The sequence below is a fragment of the Aeromonas sp. AE23HZ002T15 genome, from assembly GCF_054165525.2.
Genome location: NZ_CM201342.1, coordinates 3,072,139 through 3,095,525, shown reverse-complemented (window position 1 = coordinate 3,095,525; position 23,387 = coordinate 3,072,139). Strand labels below are relative to the sequence as shown.

Annotated in this window: 18 protein-coding genes; 11 read left to right on the top strand and 7 right to left on the bottom strand. The window is 61.4% G+C overall.

Translation table 11 applies throughout. The features are described from left to right. Positions 1-130: 130 nt before the first annotated feature. Complete coding sequence (locus ACT5M9_RS14450) at positions 131-2,437, bottom strand: patatin-like phospholipase family protein (RefSeq protein WP_457982153.1); 2,307 nt, start codon at positions 2,435-2,437, stop codon at positions 131-133. A 262-nt stretch (positions 2,438-2,699) separates the two neighbouring features. On the opposite strand from ACT5M9_RS14450, the gene ACT5M9_RS14445 reads away from it, so the two are divergent. The 3 genes from ACT5M9_RS14445 to ACT5M9_RS14435 all read left to right on the top strand — a co-directional run bounded on the left by ACT5M9_RS14445 (position 2,700) and on the right by ACT5M9_RS14435 (position 6,695). After that, the gene (locus ACT5M9_RS14445; RefSeq protein ID WP_457982151.1) at positions 2,700-4,610 is read left to right on the top strand and encodes a methyl-accepting chemotaxis protein; all 1,911 of its coding nucleotides are present in this window, start codon (positions 2,700-2,702) and stop codon (positions 4,608-4,610) included. Positions 4,611-4,733: 123 nt separating this feature from the next. Then, positions 4,734-6,380: a methyl-accepting chemotaxis protein gene (locus tag ACT5M9_RS14440; protein WP_457982150.1), complete on the top strand. Its 1,647-nt coding sequence runs from the start codon at positions 4,734-4,736 to the stop codon at positions 6,378-6,380. Positions 6,381-6,512: 132 nt separating this feature from the next. Next, positions 6,513-6,695 (top strand): hypothetical protein, encoded by a 183-nt coding sequence (locus ACT5M9_RS14435; protein ID WP_100860585.1) that lies wholly within the window; start codon positions 6,513-6,515, stop codon positions 6,693-6,695. Here ACT5M9_RS14435 and ACT5M9_RS14430 read toward each other — a convergent pair. From ACT5M9_RS14430 to ampD, 6 genes are all read right to left on the bottom strand, one after another. Continuing rightward, positions 6,692-7,648: a GGDEF domain-containing protein gene (locus tag ACT5M9_RS14430; RefSeq protein WP_438549369.1), complete on the bottom strand. Its 957-nt coding sequence runs from the start codon at positions 7,646-7,648 to the stop codon at positions 6,692-6,694. The two genes, ACT5M9_RS14435 and ACT5M9_RS14430, sit on opposite strands and share 4 nt — an antisense overlap. Positions 7,649-7,773: 125 nt before the next feature. Continuing rightward, a complete protein-coding gene (lpdA, locus tag ACT5M9_RS14425) occupies positions 7,774-9,201 on the bottom strand; it encodes a dihydrolipoyl dehydrogenase (protein WP_457982149.1) in 1,428 nt (475 codons plus the stop codon). A gap of 148 nt (positions 9,202-9,349) precedes the next feature. Beyond that, entirely contained in the window at positions 9,350-11,245 is a 1,896-nt protein-coding gene (gene aceF, locus ACT5M9_RS14420) for a pyruvate dehydrogenase complex dihydrolipoyllysine-residue acetyltransferase (protein ID WP_457982148.1), read from the bottom strand. A gap of 156 nt (positions 11,246-11,401) precedes the next feature. Continuing rightward, a complete protein-coding gene (gene aceE / locus ACT5M9_RS14415) occupies positions 11,402-14,062 on the bottom strand; it encodes a pyruvate dehydrogenase (acetyl-transferring), homodimeric type (protein ID WP_457982146.1) in 2,661 nt (886 codons plus the stop codon). Positions 14,063-14,131: 69 nt separating this feature from the next. Continuing rightward, the gene (pdhR, locus tag ACT5M9_RS14410) at positions 14,132-14,896 is read right to left on the bottom strand and encodes a pyruvate dehydrogenase complex transcriptional repressor PdhR (RefSeq protein ID WP_438549373.1); all 765 of its coding nucleotides are present in this window, start codon (positions 14,894-14,896) and stop codon (positions 14,132-14,134) included. A 278-nt stretch (positions 14,897-15,174) separates the two neighbouring features. Beyond that, a complete protein-coding gene (gene ampD / locus ACT5M9_RS14405; RefSeq protein WP_457982145.1) occupies positions 15,175-15,744 on the bottom strand; it encodes a 1,6-anhydro-N-acetylmuramyl-L-alanine amidase AmpD in 570 nt (189 codons plus the stop codon). A gap of 135 nt (positions 15,745-15,879) precedes the next feature. On the opposite strand from ampD, the gene ACT5M9_RS14400 reads away from it, so the two are divergent. The 8 genes from ACT5M9_RS14400 to zapD all read left to right on the top strand — a co-directional run bounded on the left by ACT5M9_RS14400 (position 15,880) and on the right by zapD (position 23,385). Further along, entirely contained in the window at positions 15,880-16,350 is a 471-nt protein-coding gene (locus ACT5M9_RS14400; RefSeq protein ID WP_457982144.1) for a retropepsin-like aspartic protease family protein, read from the top strand. A 3-nt stretch (positions 16,351-16,353) separates the two neighbouring features. After that, positions 16,354-17,211: a carboxylating nicotinate-nucleotide diphosphorylase gene (gene nadC / locus ACT5M9_RS14395; RefSeq protein WP_457982143.1), complete on the top strand. Its 858-nt coding sequence runs from the start codon at positions 16,354-16,356 to the stop codon at positions 17,209-17,211. A gap of 317 nt (positions 17,212-17,528) precedes the next feature. Continuing rightward, the gene (locus tag ACT5M9_RS14390) at positions 17,529-17,969 is read left to right on the top strand and encodes a pilin (RefSeq protein WP_457982141.1); all 441 of its coding nucleotides are present in this window, start codon (positions 17,529-17,531) and stop codon (positions 17,967-17,969) included. A gap of 3 nt (positions 17,970-17,972) precedes the next feature. Then, on the top strand, positions 17,973-19,679 hold the full coding sequence (gene tapB, locus ACT5M9_RS14385) for a PilB family type IVa pilus assembly ATPase TapB (protein ID WP_457982139.1): 1,707 nt from the start codon (positions 17,973-17,975) through the stop codon (positions 19,677-19,679). 119 nt (positions 19,680-19,798) lie between these two features. Beyond that, entirely contained in the window at positions 19,799-21,040 is a 1,242-nt protein-coding gene (locus ACT5M9_RS14380) for a type II secretion system F family protein (protein ID WP_457982138.1), read from the top strand. Positions 21,041-21,119: 79 nt separating this feature from the next. Further along, positions 21,120-21,992 (top strand): prepilin peptidase, encoded by an 873-nt coding sequence (locus tag ACT5M9_RS14375; protein ID WP_457982434.1) that lies wholly within the window; start codon positions 21,120-21,122, stop codon positions 21,990-21,992. Positions 21,993-22,010: 18 nt separating this feature from the next. Continuing rightward, entirely contained in the window at positions 22,011-22,625 is a 615-nt protein-coding gene (gene coaE, locus ACT5M9_RS14370; RefSeq protein WP_457982136.1) for a dephospho-CoA kinase, read from the top strand. 37 nt (positions 22,626-22,662) lie between these two features. Then, a complete protein-coding gene (gene zapD / locus ACT5M9_RS14365; RefSeq protein ID WP_438549381.1) occupies positions 22,663-23,385 on the top strand; it encodes a cell division protein ZapD in 723 nt (240 codons plus the stop codon). Positions 23,386-23,387: the final 2 nt, after the last annotated feature.

The following is a 23,387-nucleotide window of genomic DNA, read 5'->3' as shown; positions in this document are numbered from 1 at the left end:
ACGACTAATTAAAATCCAAAGCCTGTACAGTTATTCATCGAAACAACATAACCATCTAAGGTTGTTCGGTTTTTTTAAGAGCACAAAAAATGCGCTTGGCGATTGTTAACAAAACGTCAGCATTTCACCTCTATTCAAAGGTGGTGCCGAGCTGCAGATAGAACATCTCATGCCCCCCTTCCGCCATGCCGTAACCGAGGAAGATGGGACCGAGGAAGCTCTCCACCCCCACGTAGACGGAGCCGGCGGTATAGGAGGACTCCAGGCTGATCTGCTTGCCGCTGTTCCAGACGCCCCCCTGCTCGATAGACCCCCCGAGGAAGAGGGGGGCCTTGAAGGCGCCGAAGTCATTGTCTGCCACCCGGTAGATGTAACGCAGCCCACCGAACAGGCTGTAGCGCCCGCTCAGCTGATAGTGCTGGAAGCCGGACAACCGGAACAGGCCCCCCAGATCCTGTACGAACAGGGGAATCTCCTCCTCGGAGGTGGAACCGCCCCCCTCCAGCAGCAGGTTCAGGCTGTGGCGGCCCCAGGACCAGGGCTTGATCATCGCCAGGTGGTAGTTGAGGCCCTCGGTGCTCTCGCTCGGCTCGCCGGTGGGATCGACCTTGAGGTAGGAGTAGCCCCCCTTGATGTCCCAGTAGACCCCCTCGTAGGGGAAGTAACGGCTGTCGAGGGTATCGTGCTCGAAGCGTACATAGGGGCCCCAGGCGGAGGCATCCGCATCCGCATCGGAGAGGTTCTGGATATCGACGCTGCCGACCTGGCCTTCCAGCCCAAGGGACAAACGGCTCCAGGGCTGCCGATTCCAGCCGAGGGCCAGATCCACGCTGGTGAAGCTGTACTCCGAGTCCAGGTAGCTGACGCTGGCGCTGGTGCTGGATGCCTTCACCTCATTTTCGGTGAAGAAGACCCGGCGCTTGGTCTTGTCGTAGGCCAGGCTCGCCTCGCCGAAGTAGGTCTGGGACGGCTCCAGCGGCGTGTAGAAGTCGGTCTTGAGGTGTTTGGCGGTGCCAAGGGAGGCTTCCGTCAGCCACTCCCCGCCCCAGTCATTGACGTTGGTGAGGGTGTAGGACATGCCGACGTTGTAGTTGGAGTTGCTCTCGAAGTCGTCGGAGAAGCCGAGCTGGAAGTTGAGATAACCCGGCCCCCAGTTCTTCTCGCTGGCGTTGACCACCAGCACGTTCTCGCCGTCCCGCTCCTCCACCTCATAGGTGATGCGATCGAAGGACTCCAGGGCGTAGAGGCGACGGATCCCGGCCTCCAGGCTGTCATAGGTCTGCACCTTGTCCGGGCGCACCTTCAACATGGCGCGCACCGTCTCGTCCGAGAGACGCGACTTGTTGATGATCTCCACCTTGTCGATGTAATAGGCCGGCTGGCCACTGCGCTCGGCGCGGCGGCTCAGCTTCTGGTTGCGGTAGTCCGCATAGGCGTCGGGAGAGAGGGAGAGCCCGTCCAGCTGGCTGGAGGCGCGCAGGGCCACCTCCTCCCCTATCCTGATCCCGTCCGGCATGCGGGCGAAATCGGCGATGCCTATGTCGCCAAACTCCGGGCTCAGTAACACATCCTTGGGCCCGAGCAGGGCCTTCTGCTTCTCGGTGCCGACCTGGGTCATGTAGGTGGTGAGCTGGTCTATCATGGCCAGCCCGGACTTGAGGGACTCGCGGGTCCGCAGCTTGGCTCCTATGTCCACCGCGATCACCACGTCGGCCCCCATGGCCTTGGCCACGTCCACCGGCATGTTGTTGACTGTGCCGCCGTCGGCCAGGATGCGCCCCTCCCAATCCACCGGCTTGAGGGCGCCGGGGATGGACATGGAGGCCTGCATCGCCTTGGCCAGGCTGCCATGATCCAGCACGAAGGGGGTCACCGTCTCCATGTCGGTGGCCATGGCGCGGTAGGGGATGGGCAGGTTGTCGAAGCTCTTCTGTACCGGCAGGTTGGAGGTGGCGTGGCGCAGCAGGCTGGCCATGGACTGGCCCTGGAAGAAGCCATCGGGCAGCTGGGTCTGATCCCCGTTGATGCCGATGTCGGTGCGCAGCTGGTATTTCTCGCTCTGCTGCTTCTTGCGCAGGGAGAGCTCGTTGCGGCCGACCTTGTCCTGATAGCCCTTGTTCCAGTCGATGGCGAGGGTGGTGCGTTCCACCTCCTCGGCGCTGAGCCCCATGGCATACATGCCCGCCACATAGGCCCCCATGCTGGTCCCCACGACGATGTCCACCGGGATCCGCTTCTCCTCCAGCACCTTGAGCACCCCGATGTGGGCCGCCCCCTTGGCGCCGCCACCGCTCAATACCAGCGCGACCTTGGGTCTCTCTCCCCTGACACCGCCATTCGGCTTGGCGGGATCCGGGCTCTGGGCCGCCACCATGAGAGGGGTGGCGGTCAGCAAGAGCATTAGTAGTTGGGTCCATCCCAGAGGAAAGATGCGCATATGAGTGTCCATGGTTCCAGTGCGAGCCGAGTGAGCCGCGATGCTCACCCTCAGATGAGGAACTGTAACCGTAACTGACTGTGCTGGCGAGATTTCATCTGGCAGCGGCTGGCGGCGCCAGGAGAGAGCTGGCGTCAAACCAGTCCCAACCTGCTGTGAGCGCAAACGTTAATCGGCAATAAACGCCAACCATGACTCAAGGGGAGGCTTGGCCAGCCGTTAATATGAACTCATCCCTAGGCCCACATTCCCGAGTCACCCTATGTTTGCAAGCCTGACACTCAAACAGAAAATTCTGGCCACCGTCATCCTGGCCGTGGCGCTCTCCTGCCTCCTGGTGGGCTACTTCAGTCAGCGCTCCGCCCAGCAGCTGATCGAGGCGCGCATGTTCGAGCAGGAGCTGCCGAACCTGACCCAGCGCATCGGCAAAGAGATAGAGCGGGATCTGACCTCGGTCGCCGGCGCCGCCAAACAGCTGGCGAACGATCGCTTCGTGCTGGACTGGGTCGCCCGTGGCATGCCCAAGGAGCAGGAACCCATCCTCATCGAGCAGCTGAAGGACATGACGGCCCAGTACGGCCTGGTCACCGCCTCCTTCGCCGACCGCCAGAGCGCCGCCTACTACAACCAGGACGGCTTCCTGCGCGTCCTCAATCATGAGCAGGACAACTGGTTCTACGACTACACCAAGAGCCAGCAGGACCTGATGCTCAGCATCTTCCGGGAGACCAACGGCGAGGTGAAGCTGTTCGTCAACTTCCAGCAGCTGAATGGTCGCGGCCTGGCGGGGCTCGCCAAGTCCCTCGACAGCATGGTCAGCATGCTCGCCAACTTCCGCATCGGTGACAGCGGCTTCGTCTTCATGACCGACGGCAGCGGCAAGGTGAAGCTGCACCCGGATGCGGCCCGCATCGACCGCGACAGCCTGACCCAGCTGGCTGGCCCGGGGGCCGGCAGCCTGCTGACCAAGCAGCCCTTCGCCGCCACCCACGCCGAGGTGGACGGCCAGGCCGTGGTGCTGGCCACCAGCTATATCCCGCTGCTCGACTGGTATTTGGTGGCCCAGGTGCCGGAAGCGGAGATCTATGCCGAACTCAATAACGCCAGGCTTCATATCCTGCTGGTGAGCCTGGCCATCGCCGTCGGCATGGGGCTGCTCGGGGTCGTACTCGCAGGTTCCGTCAGCCGCCCCCTCAACGAGTTGGCGCGACTGTTCCGGGAACTCGGCAGTGGTGACGGGGATCTGACCCAGCGTCTCAGGGTGGAAGGCCGCGATGAACTGAGCCAGGTTGCCACCGGCTTCAACAACTTCGTCGCCAAGATCCACGCCTCCATCGAACAGGTGGCCAGCAACTCCCGCCAGCTGGCCGCCACCGCCAACGAGGTGGCCGCCAAGGCCCAGCTGACCCAGCACAACTGTACCGCCCAGCGGGATCGCACCGTGCAGGTGGCCACCGCCATCCACGAGATGGGAGCAACGGTCGGCGAGATCGCCGGCAATGCGTCCCTCGCCGCCGATGTGGCCAAGCAGGCCAACGAGCAGGCCGATGCGGGGGCCCTGGTGGTCGCCCAGGCCCGTCACGGCATCGTCGGGCTGTCGGACGAGATAGAACAGGTCTCCGGTGTCATCGAGTCTCTGGCCAGCCAGACCGACTCCATCGGCAGCATACTCGACACCATCCGCAGCATCTCGGAGCAGACCAACCTGCTGGCGCTGAACGCCGCCATCGAGGCTGCCCGCGCCGGCGAGCAGGGCCGTGGCTTCGCCGTGGTGGCCGACGAGGTGCGCAACCTCGCCAGCCGCTCCGCCGCCTCCACCGCCGAGATCCAGACCATGATAAACAGCCTGCAGGAGCAGAGCGCCCGCGCCGTCAGCGCCATGGCCCAGGGTCGCAACCAGAGCCAGGCGGTAGTCGGCCAGGCCGACGAGGCCAACGCGGCGCTCGGCCAGATCACCGGGCACATCACCCAGATCAGCGATATGAACATCCAGGTCGCCACCGCCACCGAGGAGCAGTCCAGCGTGGTCGGCGAGATCAACCGCAACGTGGAGGACATCAACCAGCTGACCATGGAGACCGCCGACATCGCCCACCAGCTGACGGCGTCCAGCCGCAGCCTGCAACAGCTCTCCGGCGAGCTCGACAAGCTGGTCGGCAACTTCAGGTTGTGATCATCAGGAGCGCTTCGGCGCTCTTGTTTTATCGGGGCGGCATGGAATGCCGCTCCGACCATGACAACGACTGTCATGACAAGCCGCTAGATTAGCGACACAACAACAAACCAAGGAGTCAACATGCTGGCTGGCAAGCTCACCATCAAAAACCAACTCATCCTGGCGGTCACCGTACCTTGCCTCGCCCTGCTGCTGGTGGGCGCGGCCGGCCTGCGCAGCATGGGACACATCAAGCAGCAGGCCGACGAGCTGTTCCAGAATACCGCGACCCCCATGCGGGCCATGGCGGAAGTGGCCTCCCGCATTCCGCGTATGCGGGTCGGCATCGACATGATGCTGCTGCAGGAGACCTCCCTGAGAGATGAGAAGGGAGTGCTGACCCGGGTCAAGGAGACCCGCGAGGAGGATATTCCCGAGATGCGCCAGGCCATGGAGCAGGCGGTCAATGCCCAGGTCGACCCCGCCGCCCGCGCCGAGGCACAGGCCCTGCTCGATCAGTTCACCGCCATGGAGCGCGACGAGCTGACCCCCATGTTGCAGGCACTGTCGGACAACCGGATGGATGAGGCTCGCGCCCTCTATCGGGATCGCTACAGCCAGAGCTATGGGACCATGCGCAAGGGGGCCAACGCCCTGCTCGACGGGCTGATCCAGCAGGCGCAGCAGCGCAACGAGCTGAGCGAGCGCAGCTATGGCGGCGGCCGCAGCCAGATGATCGCCATCATAGTCGTCGCCCTCGCCATCTCATTGCTCGTCTCGACCCTGATCCTGATCGGGTTGCGCAGCCGGGTCTCCTTCCTGCAACAGCACATCGGGGACGTGGCCCGCCACCTGGCGCTGGACAGCAGCGCCAGTCTCAGCGGCAAGGATGAGCTGGCCGAGATAGGCCGCAGCTTCAACCAGTTCGTGGCCCGCATTCACGGCGCCATCGAACAGGTGGCGAGCAACTCCCGTCAGGTGGCCGCCACCGCCAATGACCTCGCAACCAAGGCCCAGCTGACCCAACACAACTGCACCGCCCAGCGGGATCGCACCGTGCAGGTGGCCACCGCCATCCACGAGATGGGGGCGACGGTGACCGAGATCGCCGGCAATGCGTCCCTCGCCGCCGACGTGGCCAAGCAGGCCAACGAGCAGGCCGATGCGGGGGCCCTGGTGGTGGCCCAGGCCCGCCACGGCGTCGTCGGCCTCTCCACGGAAATCGAGCAAGTTGCCGGCGTCATCGAGTCACTTGCCAACCAGACCGATTCCATCGGCAGCATACTCGACACCATCCGCAGCATCTCGGAGCAGACCAACCTGCTGGCACTGAACGCCGCCATCGAGGCCGCCCGCGCCGGCGAGCAGGGCCGCGGCTTCGCCGTGGTCGCCGACGAGGTGCGCAACCTCGCCAGCCGCTCCGCCGCCTCCACCGCTGAGATCCAGACCATGATCAACAGCCTGCAGGAGCAGAGCGCCCGCGCCGTCAGCGCCATGGCTCAGGGGCGCAACCAGAGCCAGGCCGTGGTCGGCCAGGCCGACGAGGCCAATGCGGCCCTCGGTCAGATCACCGGTCACATCACCCAGATCAGCGACATGAACATCCAGGTCGCCACCGCCACCGAGGAGCAGTCCAGCGTGGTCGGCGAGCTCAACCGCAACGTGGAGGACATCAACCAGCTCACCATGGAGACCGCCGACATCGCCCACCAGCTGACCGAATCCAGCCGCAGCCTTCAGCAGCTCTCCGGCGAGCTCGACAAGCTGGTCGGCAACTTCCGGCTATGAGGCCGCTCACCCATCGAGAGGGCGCCACGGCGCCCTCTTTCACATCCACGGCAAGCCGTGACGCACCGTGCCGAAAGCGCCTCCATTCGCCCATGAAAATGCCTCATAATCATGAAAATAAGAGGAGGTTTTATGGGCAAGTTGATGGTGATGATATTGCTGGGGGGGCTGCTCAGCGCCTGCAGCAGCGGACCGGTGCGGGTACACGGCGCCGACGTCAGTGTGGACGATACCAGGATCCGGGTCAGCGACGGTGACCGCGGGGGTTATGGAACCTTCTGCCCACCGGGGCAGGCGAAAAAAGGGCGCTGTTAGCGCCTTTTTTTACGGTCGTACATCTGCTTGTCCGCCTGCTGCAGCAGCAGCTCCAGATCCGGCGGCAGCAGCGGATCATAGTGGGCGACACCGGTGGAGCAGAGTAGCTGGTAAGGCTTGCCCTCCTCCCGATTGAAAATCACCAGCGCCTCCTCGAAGCGGGCCAGCACGCTGGACACCTGCTCGGGGCCCATCCCTGGCAAGAGCACCACGAACTCGTCCCCCCCGAGCCGGGCGAAGATGTCCGCGTTGCGAAATACCCTGGAGAGCAAGAGCGCCATCTGGCGCAGGGCATCGTCCCCCACCTCGTGCCCCAGGGTGTCGTTGATCTCCTTGAAGCGGTTGAGGTCGAGGAACAGCAGGCTCGCCTCCCTCCCCTGCCGATGGGAGAGCAGCAGGCACTTCTGCCCCAGCATGACGAAGCCGCGACGATTGGTGATGCCGGTCAGCTCATCCAGGATCGCCAGCTGGATGGCGGCCAGCTCGTGCTCCACCATGCCCGCCAGATCCGTCAGCAGAGACTGCTGGCGCTCATCCAGATGGCGCGGCTTGCGATCGATGAGGCAGAGGGTCCCCACCTTGTGGCCGCCGGCGATCTGCAGGGGGCAGCCTGCATAGAAACGGATATGGGGAGCCCCCAGCACCAGGGGATTGTCGGCGAAGCGCAGATCCCGGGTCGCGTCCTCCACCACGAAGATCCCCTCGCCGAGGATGGCGTGACCACAGAAGGAGATGTCACGCGGGGTCTCCTGCGCATCCAGGCCGCAGCGAGACTTGAACCACTGCCGCTCCTCATCCACCAGTGAGATGAGGGAGATGGGCACCTCGAACATGTTGCGCGCCATCCGGGTGATGCGATCGAAGCGCTCCTCCGCCGTGGTATCCAGGATGGCGAGGCGACGCAGGCCATCGAGGCGCTGCTGTTCGTATTCGGGTATGAGGGGGATCTGCATGGGCGTATCGGCAGTTGGGATGACAGGTCTCAGCATAGCAAACAGCCTCGAACAAATCTCTTTTGCCCTCATAAAACAAAAAAGCCGCTCCAGGGAGCGGCTTTTTATCGGCAGGAAGAAGGGGTTTATTTCTTCTTCTTGGCCTTGGCGTTCGGCAGGTCGGTGATGGAGCCTTCGAACACTTCGGCGGCCAGACCCACGGACTCGTGCAGAGTCGGGTGAGCGTGGATGGTCAGCGCTATGTCTTCGGCGTCCGCACCCATCTCGATGGCCAGACCGATCTCACCCAGCAGTTCCCCGCCGTTGGTACCCACGATGGCACCACCGATGACGCGGCCGCTCTCCTTGTCGAAGATCAGCTTGGTCATGCCGTCGGCACAGTCGGAGGCGATGGCACGGCCAGAGGCTGCCCAGGGGAAGGTGGCGACTTCGAAGTTCAGGCCCTGTTGCTTGGCTTCCTTCTCGGTCAGACCGACCCAGGCCATCTCTGGCTCTGTGTAGGCGATGGACGGGATCACTTTCGGGTCGAAGTAGTGCTTCTTGCCGGCGATGACTTCGGCCGCCACGTGGCCTTCGTGCACACCCTTGTGAGCCAGCATCGGCTGGCCGACGATGTCACCGATGGCATGGATGTGAGCCACGTTGGTACGCAGTTGCTTGTCCACCTCGATGAAACCGCGCTCGGTCACAGTGACGCCAGCCTTCTCGGCATCCAGCATCTTGCCGTTCGGCACACGGCCGACGGCGACCAGCACGTTGTCGTAACGTACCGGCTCGGCCGGGGCGTGCTTGCCTTCGTAGGAGACGTACAGGCCGTCAGCACGGGCTTCAACTGCGGTGACCTTAGTCTCCAGCATGATGTTGAATTTCTTGGCAACGCGCTTGGTGTAGATCTTGACGATGTCTTTGTCGGCAGCCGGAACCAGTTGGTCGGCAAACTCCACCACGTCGATCTCGGAACCCAGGGAGGAGTACACGGTACCCATCTCCAGGCCGATGATGCCGCCACCGATGACCAGCAGCTTGCCCGGTACGGTAGTCAGTTCCAGCGCATCGGTAGAGTCCCATACGCGCGGATCTTCATGGGGGATGAAGGGCAGCTTCACCGGGCGGGAACCCGCGGCGATGATGGCGTTGTCGAAGGTGACAGTGGTCTTGCCGTCGGCACCTTCCACTTCCAGGGTGTTCGGGCCGGTGAACTTGCCGAAGCCGTTCACGACCTGGACTTTACGCATCTTGGCCATGCCGGCCAGACCGCCAGTCAGCTGGTTGATGACCTTCTTTTTCCACAGACGCACCTTGTCGATGTCGGTCTGGGGGGCACCGAAGACGATGCCGTGCTCGGCCAGCGCCTTGGCTTCTTCGATCACTTTGGCAACGTGCAGCAGCGCCTTGGACGGGATGCAGCCCACGTTCAGGCAGACGCCACCCAGGGTGGAGTAACGCTCGACGATAATGGTATCCAGACCCAAATCAGCGGCGCGGAAGGCAGCGGAATAACCGGCAGGGCCAGCACCCAGTACTACGACCTGGGTTTTGATTTCTTTACTCATCATGACCTCTTTGTCGTTCTTATATCCCCGGACAGCACAGTCTTATGCCAGACAAGGCGGCTGCAGCCGTGAAAAAAACGGGGCAAGTTTACAATCCTGTTAATGAAATGAGAAGTAGAAAGGGTGGGCTTTGGGCCCACCCTCTCACTTACAGGACCAGTCGACGAATGTCGGACAACACACCACTCAGGGTGGTGATGAAGCGAGCACCGTCGGCGCCGTCGATGACGCGGTGGTCATAGCTCAGGGCCAGCGGCAGCATCAGGCGCGGTTCGAACTCCTTGCCGTTCCACTTCGGTTTGAAGTCGGACTTTGAGACGCCCAGGATGGCCACTTCCGGCGCATTGACGATCGGTGTGAAGCTGGTGCCACCGATGCCGCCAAGGCTGGAGATGGTGAAGCAACCACCCTGCATGTCGGCAGCGGTCAGCTTGCCGGCGCGAGCCTTCTTGGAGATCTCGGCCAGATCGCGGGACAGCTCGAAGATACCCTTCTTGTTGACGTCGCGAACCACCGGAACCACCAGGCCCCCCGGAGTGTCTACCGCCACACCGATGTGGATGTACTTCTTCATGATCAGCTTGGTGCCGTCTTCGGACAGGGCGCTGCAGAAGCGCGGATGCGCTTCCAGGGCCTTGGCGGCCGCCTTCAGGATGAACACCAGCGGGGTGATCTTCACGTCCAGCTTCTGCTTCTCGGCCAGGATGTTCTGCTCTTTGCGGAACGCTTCCAGCTCTGTGGTATCGGCTTCGTCGAACTGGGTGACGTGCGGGATCATGGCCCAGTTGCGGTGCAGGGCTGGACCGGAGATCTTCTGGATCCGGGTCAGTTCCAGCTCTTCGACCGGACCGAACTTGCTGAAGTCCACCTTCGGCCACGGCAGTACGCTCATGCCGTTGCCAGTGCCGGTACCGGCAGCAGGCGCGGACTCGGCGCGCTTGACCGCATCCTTCACATAGGCCTGCACGTCTTCTTTGACGATGCGACCCTTGCGACCGGAGGCTTTCACCTTGGCCAGGTTGACGCCGAACTCACGGGCCAGACGACGCACCGCCGGAGAGGCGTGCACGTAGGCATCGTTGGCAACGAAGTCAGAAGAGGCAGCAGCAGGAGCGGCGGCCTGAGCAACCGGCGCAGCGGCAGCAACAGGTGCGGCTACGGGAGCAGCAGTCTGAGCAACCGGGGCGGCGGCAGGGGCGGCGCCAGCCACTTCGAATACCATGATGAGCGATCCGGTGGAGACCTTGTCACCCGCCTTCACCTTGATCTCTTTGACCACACCGGCGAACGGCGCAGGCACTTCCATGGAAGCCTTGTCACCTTCCACGGCGATCAGGGACTGGTCGGCTTCGACCTTGTCACCCACGGCGACCATGATCTCGGTCACTTCCACTTCGTCACCGCCGATGTCCGGCACGTTGACGTCTTTGGCGGCGGCAACGGCAGGGGCTGCAGCCACGGGAGCGGCGGCCTGAACCGGTGCAGCGACGGCGGCAGGCGCGGCGCCAGCCACTTCGAATACCATCACCAGGGAACCGGTGGAGACCTTGGCGCCGGCGGCAACCTTGATCTCGACCACGCGGCCCGCGAACGGTGCCGGTACTTCCATGGAGGCTTTGTCGCCTTCCACGGCCAGGATGGACTGGTCGGCTTCGACCATGTCGCCCACGGCAACCATCAGCTCGGTCACTTCGACTTCGTCGTCACCGATGTCCGGCACGTGCACGTCTTTGCGAGCGGCAGTGGCGGGGGCGGCCGGCGCAGCGGCGGCAACCGGGGCAGCAGCCTGAGCCGGCGCGGCAGCGGCCGCACCTTCGGCTTCGAAGATCATGATCTGGGAACCGGTGGCAACCTTGTCGCCCACCTTGATCAGGATCTCTTTGACGATACCGGCGGCAGGGGCCGGTACTTCCATGGAGGCTTTGTCACCTTCCACGGCGATCAGGGACTGGTCCAGTTCGACCTTGTCACCCACGGCGACCATGATCTCGGTCACTTCAACTTCATCGGCACCGATATCCGGCACCATAATCTGTTTGGACATTGTGCTTTATCCTCTTACGCGTCTGTCGCGTTAACCTATGCAAGGGCCCGTTCGGCATATGAACGACTGCCAAAACAGATAACGGCCATTGCTTCTACTGTCACCGAATCGGGCAAGGAGCCGCCCGGCGCAATGCCGGACGGCTCCTCCGTTCTCTTATGCGTGCAGCGGGTTAACCTTGTCGGCATCGATGCCGTATTTGGCGATGGCGTCGGCCACTACCTGCTTGTCGATCTCGCCACGCTTGGCCAGTTCGGTCAGGGCAGCTACCACTACGTAGAACTCGTTCACTTCGAAGTGACGACGCAGGTTGGCACGGCTGTCGGAACGGCCGTAACCATCGGTACCCAGTACACGGTAGTTCTCGGTCGGTACGAAGGCACGCACCTGATCGGCGAAGGACTTCATGTAGTCGGTCGCGGCGATGGTCGCTTCGGAACCCAGCACGGTGGCGATGTACGGTACACGAGCTTCTGCAGTCGGGTGCAGCATGTTCCAGCGATCCGCGTCCTGACCGTCACGGGCCAGTTCGTTGAAGGAGGTCACGCTGAACACGTCGGAACCCACGCCGTACTCGGTGGCCAGGATCTGGGCGGCGGTGCGCACGTGACCCAGGATGGAGCCACAACCCAGCAGCTGTACCTTGGCCTTGTTACCGGCCACGGATTCCAGCTTGTAGATACCCTTGCGGATGCCTTCCTCGGCGCCTTCCGGCATGGCCGGCATGGCGTAGTTCTCGTTCAGGGTGGTGATGTAGTAGAAGACGTTCTCCGGCTTCTCACCGTACATGCGACGCAGACCGTCCTGTACGATCACCGCTACTTCATAGGCGTAGGACGGATCGTAGGAGATGCAGTTCGGGATGGTGCCGGCCAGGATGTGGCTGTGACCATCTTCGTGCTGCAGACCTTCGCCGTTGAGGGTGGTACGACCGGAGGTCGCGCCCAGCAGGAAGCCACGGGCTTGCTGGTCACCGGCTGCCCACGCCATGTCGCCGATCCGCTGGAAGCCGAACATGGAGTAGTAGATGTAGAACGGGATCATCGGGCAGTCGTTGGTGCTGTAAGAGGTCGCAGCAGCCAGCCAGGAGGACATGGCGCCCAGCTCGTTGATGCCGTCTTGCAGAACCTGACCCTGCTTGTCTTCCTTGTAGTAGGAGACGATGTCACGGTCTTGCGGGGTGTACTGCTGACCGTGCGGGCTGTAGATGCCGATCTGACGGAACAGACCTTCCATACCGAAGGTACGGGCTTCGTCAGCCAGGATCGGAACGATGCGCTTGCCGATGGACTTGTCTTTCAGCATCACGTTCAGAGAACGCACGAACGCCATGGTGGTGGAGATCTCGCGCGCCTGCTCACCCAGCAGCGGGCCGAAGGCATCCAGAGCCGGGATTTCCAGCTTGGTGGTGGTCTCGCGCAGACGGGTCGGTACATAGCCCTTCAGCGCGGCACGACGGGCGTGCAGGTACTTGTGCTCTTCGGTACCCTCTTCGATCTTCAGGTACGGCAGCTCTTCCAGTTGCTCGTCGGTGACCGGCAGGTTGAAGCGATCGCGCAGGTGACGCACTGAGCCCAGATCCATCTTCTTGACCTGGTGAGCGATGTTCTTGCCTTCGGCCGCTTCGCCCATGCCATAACCCTTGATGGTCTTGGCCAGGATGACGGTCGGCTTGCCCTTGGTCGCTGCGGCCTTGGAGAAGGCGGCGAACAATTTACGGGGGTCGTGACCACCGCGGTTCAGGGCGAAGATCTCCTCGTCGGTCATGTCTTTGACCAGCGCGGCGGTTTCCGGATAACGGTTGAAGAAGTGCTCACGAACGTAAGCGCCGTCACGGGACTTCATGGTCTGATAGTCGCCGTCCACGGTCTCGTTCATCAGCTGGATCAGCTTGCCGGACGTGTCTTTCTTCAGCAGCTCATCCCACTTGCGACCCCAGATGACCTTGGTGACATCCCAGCCGGCGCCGGAGAACAGGCCTTCCAGCTCGTTGATGACCTTGCCGTTACCGACAACGGGGCCGTCCAGACGCTGCAGGTTGCAGTTGACCACGAATACCAGATTGTCGAGCTTTTCGCGCACGGCAACGGTCAGGGCACCCTTGGCTTCCGGCTCGTCCATCTCGCCGTCACCCAGGAAGGCGTAAACGGTCTGCTCGGAGCAATCCTTGATGCCACGGTCGGTCAGGTACTTCAGGAAGCGAGCCTGATAGATGGCGGCGATGGGGCCCAGACCCATGGAAACGGTCGGGAACTGCCAGAAGTCCGGCATCAGTTTCGGGTGCGGATAGGAAGGGATACCCTTGCCGTCCACTTCCTGACGGAAGTTGTCCAGCTGCTCTTCGGTCAGGCGACCTTCGGCAAATGCACGGGCGTAGATACCCGGGGAGATGTGACCCTGGAAGTAAACCAGATCGCCACCGTCCTTCTCGCTGCGAGCGCGGAAGAAGTGGTTGTAGCAGACTTCATAGATGGTCGCGGAAGAGGCAAAGGAAGACATGTGACCGCCGAGGTCCAGGTCTTTCTTGGAGGCACGCAGCACTATCATCATGGCATTCCAGCGGATGATGGCGCGGATGCGACGTTCCATCTCCAGGTCGCCCGGGTAAGCCGGTTCGTCGCTGGCAGGGATGGTGTTGATGTAGTCGCGATTTGCCTTTTCAGCCACGTCCACACCGCTGATGCGGGCTTTCTCGGCCAGTTGTTCAAGGATGAACTGAGCGCGTTGCGGACCCTCTTCACGCAGCAGGGATTCCAGAGAGGCAAGCCACTCCAGCGTTTCTATCGGGTCCACATCGTTCTTCAGGATATCAGACATGGCTGGTTCCTATTGTTATTGCACGGCGGTTAAGATGCGCAAGAATTCGACAATAAAGCCTTGTTAGGATTAGTTTTCCTGCTGACGGATCCGACGCATGGATCGCTGGATCCGGCTGTCTTCCCTCTGCATATCCAACAAGGTGTCCTCGATAAAGGCCAGGTGCTCATGACAAGCAGCCCTGGCCCGCTCCGGAGCCCCCGACAGGATAGCCTCGATCAGTGACGCACGATGGCGACGGATCTTGGCTACCACTCCCGGACGGCGATTCAAAATCTCGTTATTTCGTAAAATGTTCTGTTCGAGCATGGGGCCCATGGCCCGCAACAGGTGCAGCAGCACCACGTTGTGGGAGGCCTCGGCCACCGCCAGATAGAACTGGGTGACGGCGGCCGATTCGGCCACCAGCGACCCTTGCTGGCCAGCCTCTTCGATGGCGGATTGCGCCAGCCGAATACGCTCGAAATCGGCATCCGTTCCCCGCAGCGCGGCATAGTAGGCACAGATGCCTTCCAGCGCGTGCCGAAACTCCAGCAGGTCGTACTGGGCTTCCGGGTGAGTGCTGAGCAGCTCGAACAGGGGATCCGCAATCCCCTTGCTCAAGGCGTTCTGCACATAGGTGCCGCCCCCCTGGCGCCGGTACAAGAGCCCTCTCGCCTCCAAACGCTGGATGGCTTCGCGCAGGGATGGGCGCGAAACCTGAAACTGGATGGCGAGCTCACGCTCGGGGGGCAATTTCTGCCCCGGCTGCAAGCTGCCTTCCAGAATCATGCTTTCCAGCTCGGCGACGATGGCGTCGGCCAGTTTGGGCTGAGTAATCTTGATATAGGGCATGGGGCTACTTTGTTAAATTGGTATTACCAATTCTATGAATGGGGCGAAAATTAGCAGAGGGCATGGGAAAAGTCCACCCGAAATATGATCTGCATCAAGATCTAAAGCTACTGCTTTAGGGGTAAAAAAGGGGATTTATGACCTAGCTCATAGAAAATGGTCAGACCAATATTTTCGGGGCGTTTTGCAGGTAACATTTGGCCAACAGCATGAAAAATGGCTCACCTCTGAGGCAAGCCATTGATTTTAAAAACACAAACTAATGTTGCAGATTGCTGCTAGAAGTTGAGCATTCCTTTATACCGAATCCATTCGAAACTCGATCCAGGGTCCGTCTTGCGCCCTGGCGCTATGTCGCAGTGACCCACGATTCGTTCAGCGGTAATTGACGGATAGTGCCGAGAAATGGCCCGACTGAGCCCTGCCAGCACCTCGTACTGGGTATCGCAATAGGGCAGCTCGTCCGTACCTTCCAGTTCGATGCCGATGGAAAAGTCGTTGCAGGCCTCCCTCCCCTCCCAGCTCGACACCCCCGCATGCCAGGCGCGGGCACCAAACGGCACGTACTGCACCAGCTCGCCGTCCCGGCGGATCAGGCAGTGCGCCGAGACCCTTAGCTGATGAATGTCGGCGAAATAGGGGTGAGCGGCGGGATCCAGCCTGCCCAGGAAGAGATCGTCTATCCAGGGGCCGCCAAACTGGCCGGGGGGCAGGCTGATGCCGTGCACCACCAGCAGGGAAACGTCATCCGGGCTGACCCGCTCGTTATGATGGGGGGAAGGCACCCGGCGGGCCTGCTCGCACCAACCGTCTGCATCTATGGAGAAAAGGGCTATGGGCTGCGTCATCGTCGACTCGATCCAGATAGAAACTGGCACTCAGGGCGGCTCGTTCATCCCGTCAAAAACCGGCAACAAGCCTCTGAATCCATGGGTAAAATTGTGTTAGGCTGAGGCATCCCATCCCGCGATACCGGATCCTATATGCACCCGATGGCACGCCGGCTCTGGCTGCTGGCCTGGCTCTCCCTGTTGGGACTGCTGACCCTCTACTTCTACTCCAGCGCCAAGCCCAGGGTGACCGCCGACGGCGATCTGCTGCTCAAGGCCGATGCCAGCGGCCACTATCGTCTGGAGGGTGCCATCAACGGTCAGCCGGTGCAACTGCTGCTGGACACGGGCGCTACCCTGGTGACCATACCAAGCCAGGTGGCGGAGCGCCTCGGTCTCACCCCCACCGGCCTCAGCCGAGTCAAGACAGCCGCCGGGGAGATCCAGGTCCAGACCAGCCGGATCGAAAGCCTGGCGATGGGCCCGCTGACCTTGTACGATCTGACCGTCTTTATCAATCCGGCCACCGACGGGGAAGAGATCCTGGTGGGCATGAATGCCCTCGGCCGGCTGGAATTACGCCAAAAGGAGAGGCAACTGCTTCTCAGACCCTTGCAGGAATAAGGCATGCTACAACAGGACATCAGCCGCGCCGTGCGCGCCGCACTACTCGAAGACTTGGGCGATGCCCTCACCGCGCTGGATCAACCGGATGCCAGCGCCGACATCACGGCCCAGCTGATCCCGGCCGATCGCGTCTCCACCGCCCGGGTCATCACCCGTGAAGCCGGTGTCTTCTGCGGCCAGCCCTGGGTCGACGAGGTGTTTGCCCAGCTCGGCGGCGAAGTCAGAGTGGAGTGGCTGGTGCAAGACGGCGAGAGACTCTCCCCCAATCAGGAGCTGTTCCGCCTCCACGGCCCGGCCCGGGCGCTGCTGACCGGCGAGCGCAACGCATTAAACTTTGTGCAGACCCTCAGCGGCGTGGCCACCCTCACCGCCCGCTACGTGGCCGAGCTGGAAGGCACGGACTGTCGCCTGCTCGACACCCGCAAGACGCTGCCTGGCCTGCGCAGTGCACAGAAATATGCCGTCACCTGCGGCGGTGGCAAGAACCATCGCATCGGCCTGTTTGATGCCTATCTCATCAAGGAGAACCACATCCTCGCCTGTGGCGGTATCGAGAAGGCCATCACCCAGGCTCGCCACCTCAATCCGGGCAAGCCGGTGGAAGTGGAGGTCGAATCTCTGGCCGAGCTGGAGCAAGCCCTGGCGGCCCTGGCTGACATAGTGATGCTGGACAACTTCGACGTGCCCATGATGGAAGAGGCGGTTGCCCTGAACCAGGGCCGTGCCAAGCTGGAGGTCTCCGGCAATGTGACGCTGGAGACCCTGGCCAGCTATGCCGCCACCGGCGTCGACTTTATCTCGGTGGGCGCCCTGACCAAGCATGTGCGGGCACTGGATCTGTCGATGCGCTTTGTCTGATGCCGGCGGGTACAACGCCATTTGGCGGCTCTGCCAGATATTACAGGACTCGAAACTTGCAAAAGGCGCCACAGGCGCCTTTTCTTTATGCAGGATCCCACGACATAAGGAGTGTGAAATGGGCCCTCCCCTCGATAAAAAGAGTCATTAGAGGCTTTTTAATCTTTGATTTTCTTATGTTTTTCACGAAACGGCAGAAAAGTGCTTAACAAGGGGGCAACCTCTGTTGCCAACCCGAAACGCTCGGATAAGATACTGGCGTGTGGATAGAATTCCACCGGCACTTCTCAGGAACCATGGAAAAAAGGATATTTGACATGAAGAAACAGTCGGGTTTTACCCTTATTGAATTGATGATAGTGGTCGCGATCGTCGCCATTCTGGCCGCTATCGCCCTGCCTGCGTACCAAACCTATACCAAGAAGGCGAAATTTTCGGAGGTAGTCTCAGCAACAGGCGCCTTTAAAACTGCCGTCGAAGTATGTGCGCAAAGAGATGGGAGCTTGGCTAGTTGCTTTACTGCAGGCTCTAACGGTATCCCGGCAGCAGTGAGTGGCTCATCCTCGGTAGATAGCTATGTATCTGCCGTGAATATTGGTGGTAGCAGTGCAGCTGTAAACATTACCGCTACGGGTAAAACCTCTACCTTTGCCTCCACAGAAAATACCTATATTTTGCAAGGGACATTCAACAATGGCCAAGTTATCTGGGCCCAAGCAGCTAGTGGTAGTACCTGCACCAGTACCGGTATCTGCTAACGCATGACCTCTAGCCCCAATAGCGGCCTGGCCACCAGCCTGGCCGCCTCTTCCCTCCTCAGTGAGCCGGACTCACTACGCTATCTGAGCCAGGCCAAGGCACAGCGCAAGCCTTTTGTGACCTTTCTGATCGAGAACGATATTCTCGACAGCAAGGCGCTCGCCGATTTTTGCGAGCTGGAGTATGGGGTACCTCTGCTGGATCTGTCCGCCTTCGATCTCGCCGAGATCCCGCAGAAATACCTCAATCAGAAGTTGATTGAAAAGCACCACGTACTGCCCATCTACACCCAGGGGCACACCCTCTATATAGCCATGTCGGATCCCACCAATGTGTCGGCATTGGAGGATTTCGGCTTCAGCTTCGGGCTGCACACCGAGGCCTTGCTGGTCGAAGAGATCAAGCTGACCACTGCGATCGCCAAGTTGATGGAGAGTGAGCAGGACGTCCTCGGGGTGGCGCATATCGATGAAGCCGAGATCTCTGAACTAGAGGTTTCCCACGAAGACTCACGCCTCGATGAGGGGGTCAATACCGCGGATGACGATGCCCCCATCGTCAAATACATCCACAAGATCATGATCGATGCCATCAAGCGTGGGGCCTCGGATCTGCATTTCGAGCCCTATGAGGCCAAGTACCGGATCCGCTTTCGCATCGACGGCATATTGCACGAGATTGCCACCCCACCGGTCAACCTGTCCAACCGCTTCGCGGCCCGCCTCAAGGTGATGGCCAAGCTCGACATTGCAGAGCGGCGCCTGCCGCAGGATGGCAGGATCAAGCTGAAACTGTCCCGCAGCAAATCCATGGACATGCGGGTCAACACCCTGCCCACCATGTGGGGGGAGAAGATAGTCATCCGCTTGCTGGACTCCTCAGCGACTCGCCTCAATCTCGATCAGCTTGGCTTCGATGAGAGGCAGAAAGCCCAATACCTGAACGCCCTATCCAAGCCACAGGGCATGATCCTGGTCACCGGTCCCACCGGCTCTGGCAAGACGGTGTCTCTGTATACCGGCCTCAACATTCTCAACACCCACGAGGTCAACATCTCCACCGCAGAAGATCCGGTGGAGATCAACTTGCCAGGGGTCAATCAGGTGCAGATCAACCCCAAGGCCGGTCTCACCTTCGCAAGCGCCCTGCGCTCCTTCCTGCGCCAGGATCCGGACATCGTCATGGTGGGGGAGATCCGGGATCTGGAGACCGCCGAGATCGCCATCAAGGCCTCCCAGACCGGCCATCTGGTGCTCTCCACCCTGCATACCAACTCGGCGGCAGAAACCCTGACCCGGATGATGAACATGGGGGTGCCCGCCTTCAACATCGCCTCCTCGGTGACCCTCATCATGGCCCAGCGCCTGGCCCGCAAACTCTGTGAGCACTGCAAGGTCCCCGAGATGGTGCCCGATGCCGAACTGCAGGAGCTCGGTTTCAGCCAACAACAGCTAGTCGCAGGATTGCGGTTATTCAAACCCGTGGGATGCAAGGAGTGTTCGGGGGGATACAGGGGACGGGTCGGCATCTACGAGATCATGCTGATGTCCGACAATATCGCCAAGCTCATCATGCAGGGAGCCAACTCCTTGCAGATCGCCGCCATCGCCCAGAAGGAGGGCATGCGCAGCTTGCGAACCTCTGGTCTCGAGAAGGCCCGACTGGGGATCACCAGCCTGGCCGAAATAAATAGGATCACCACCAACTGAAGCTTTTCAGGATCATCGGGTTTAGATCACATCGGCTCCGATGACGCTCTTCAAGCCAAGATGAACTGGACTGGAAGCCATATCACCCGGCCACCGTCGCCCAATTGCAGGATGCAGTGATGGCAACATTAGCGCACAAACAGAATGCCCAGAAAAAAGTCTTCTCCTTCCGCTGGCACGGAGTCAATCGGAAGGGACAGAAGATCTCCGGTGAGCTGCAGGCTGACAGCATCAACACCGTCAAAGCCGAACTTCGCAAGCAGGGAGTCAACGTCACCAAGGTCAGCAAGCAGGGCCAGGGTCTGTTTTCGAAGGGCGGCGCCAAGATAAAGCCCATGGACATCGCCGTCATCTCCCGTCAGATCACCACCATGCTCTCTGCCGGTGTCCCTCTGGTGCAGAGCCTGCAGATCATCGCCCGCGGCCATGAAAAGGCAGCAGTGCGTGAGCTGATTGGGCAGATTGCCGCCGATGTGGAGACAGGTACCCCCATGTCCGAGGCGCTGCGTCGCCACCCTCGTCACTTCGATGCCCTCTACTGCGATCTGGTGGAAGCAGGGGAGCATTCCGGAGCCCTGGAGACCATCTACGACAGGATTGCCACCTACCGGGAGAAGAGCGAAGCGCTCAAGTCCAAGATCAAGAAGGCGCTGTTCTACCCGGCCATGGTCATCCTGGTGGCCATCATAGTCACCTCCATACTGCTGCTGTTCGTCATTCCGCAATTCGAGGAGATCTTCAAGAGTTTCGGCGCAGAGCTCCCCATCTTCACCCAATTTGTCATCGGCATATCCCGTTTCATGCAGAATTGGTGGTATGTGATCTTCGGTGGCATAGGCCTCGCTATCTTCCTCTACGTGCGGGCCTGGCGCAGCTCCCAGAAGGTACGCGACAACACGGACAAGTTCCTGCTCAGCATCCCCATCGTCGGAGCGATACTGCACAAGGCGGCCATGGCCCGCTTCGCCCGTACCCTCTCCACCACCTTCTCCGCCGGCATCCCCCTGGTGGATGCGCTGGTCTCGTCCGCCGGTGCCTCCGGCAACTATGTCTATCGCACCGCCATCATGGCTATCCGCAACGAAGTGGTGGCGGGCATGCAGATCAACGTCGCCATGCGCACCGTCGATCTCTTCCCCGACATGGTGATCCAGATGGTGATGATAGGTGAGGAGTCCGGCGCCATCGACGACATGCTCTCCAAGGTCGCGACAATCTTCGAACAAGAGGTGGACGACATGGTCGATGGCCTCACCAGCCTGCTGGAACCCGTCATCATGGTCGTCCTCGGGGTGCTGGTCGGCGGCATGGTGGTCGCCATGTACCTGCCCATCTTCAAGCTGGGCTCTGTGATACACTAACCCCCTGCGCGCGAGTGGCCGGCCACGATCAGCCAGCTCCGGTGCACTCGCAGCCCCTTTCCAACAAACTCGGTTGACTATGGCCTCTCTCATCGAACTGGCTCAGGCCCTGCCCTGGCTCTACCTCTCCCTGATCTTCCTCGTCTCCCTGATGATCGGCAGCTTCCTCAACGTGGTCATCCATCGCCTACCCATCATGCTCGAGCGCGACTGGCAGGCCGAATACCACGGCTACTTCGACAGCGAGCCCGAAGCCACTCCAACTGCCCCTTACAACCTGATGGTGCCACGCTCCGCCTGCCCTCACTGCGGACATCCCATCACGGCCATCGAGAATATCCCCCTGCTGAGCTGGCTCTGGCTCAGGGGGCGCTGCCGTGAATGCCAGGCGCCGATCTCGATGCGCTACCCCCTTGTCGAGTTGCTGACGGCCCTGCTGTCGGTGGCCGTTGCGGCCACTCTATCCCCGGGCTGGGGGGCCCTCGCCGCCCTTGCCCTGACCTGGACCCTGGTCGCGCTCACCTTCATCGATCTGGACAAGATGCTGCTGCCGGATCAACTCACCCTGCCCCTGCTGTGGGGGGGGCTGCTGTTCAACCTGCTGGGTGGCTTTGTCTCGCTGGGGGATGCGGTCATCGGCGCCATGGCGGGCTATCTGGTGCTCTGGACCCTCTACTGGGCCTTCAAGCTGCTCACCGGCAAGGAGGGCATGGGGTATGGGGACTTCAAGCTGCTGGCGGCCCTCGGCGCCTGGCTCGGCTGGCAGGCCCTGCCCATAGTGCTGCTGCTCTCCTCCCTGGTCGGCGCCGTCATCGGCATCGGGCTCATCGCGCTTCGCAAGCACCATCAGGCCAATCCCATCCCCTTCGGCCCCTATCTCGCCATCGCGGGCTGGATCGCGCTGCTGTGGGGCGATAGCATCACCCGCTGGTATCTGGATTGGGTGCTCTGACGAAGCGAGGTTTGAAGGATGTATGTGGTAGCGGTTACCGGCGGCATTGGCAGTGGCAAGACCACGGTCGCCAACCAGTTTGCGGCGCTCGGCATCGACGTGATCGACGCCGATGTGATTGCCCGTGAAGTCGTGGAGCCCGGCACCCCGGCACTGGCGGCCATCGCCGACCATTTTGGTGCCGACATGCTGGAGGAAGATGGGACCCTGGACAGACGGGCCCTGCGCGAACGCATCTTCAACCACCCGGAGGAGAAGCTGTGGTTGAATGCCCTGCTTCACCCGCAGATCCGCAGCGAGATGCTGCGCCAGTGCGCCGCAGCCAGTTCCCCCTACTGCCTGCTGGTCGTCCCCCTGCTGGTCGAAAACGGGCTCACCGGCCTCGCCGATCGGGTACTGGTCATCGATGTGGATGAAGAGACCCAGATCGAGCGCACCTGTCGGCGTGACGGTATCAGCCGCACCCAGGCCGAGGCCATACTGGCGGCCCAGGCGAGCCGGGCAGAGCGCCTCGCGGCCGCGGATGACGTGCTGGACAACCAGAATGGGTCGAGTGAGACCATTTCTGCACGGATTTTAGCGCTGCACCGAACATATCTGGTGTTTGCCTCTCAACAAGCCCCCCAACACTGAGTACACTAGGCCGGTTTATGGCTGGCCAGGATTAGGCATGATTTACGACTTCCCCCTCAATGAAAAAAGCCGGACCTATCTTCGTCTGGAGTCCCTGTTTTCCCAGATCCGCGACAATCTGGAGAGTGACCAGCCTTGGGCACACATCGCCTTCTTCAAGGGGTTGTTCGATCTGCAGGAGTTGCTTGAGCGCGGTGACCTGCGCGCCGATCTGATCAAGGATCTGGAGCGCCTCGGCCAGCGCCTGAGCCACTGGGCCAGCCTGCCTGACGTCGACCTCGAGCAGATCCAGCGGATGCAGCAGGAGAGCACCCAGCTCTCCCGCAGCCTGCTGCACTCCCCTCGCCCCGGTGCTCGCCTGAAAGAGGATCGCCTGCTCGGCTCCATCCGCCAGCGTTTCTCCATTCCCGGCGGCCTCTGTGCCTTCGACGTGCCCCAGCTGCACCACTGGCTGGTGACCCCGGCCATCACCCGCCACCAGCAGATGCAGCAGTGGCTCAGCGACATCAATCTGCTGATGAACGCCATTACGCTCTTGCTGCGCCTGTGGCGCGAGTCCGGCAACTTCAGCGATCAGGTCGCCACCAACGGCTTCTTCCAGGACACGGCCGAGGGTGCCGAGCTCATCCGCATCCGCCTGCCCGGCGGCCAGTCCTGCTACCCGACCCTGAGCGGCCACAAGAACCGCTTCGCCCTGCGCTTCCTGCCCACCGCCGAGCAGCAGATCGGCGACGTGCCCTTCCAGCTCGCCTGCTGCTAAGG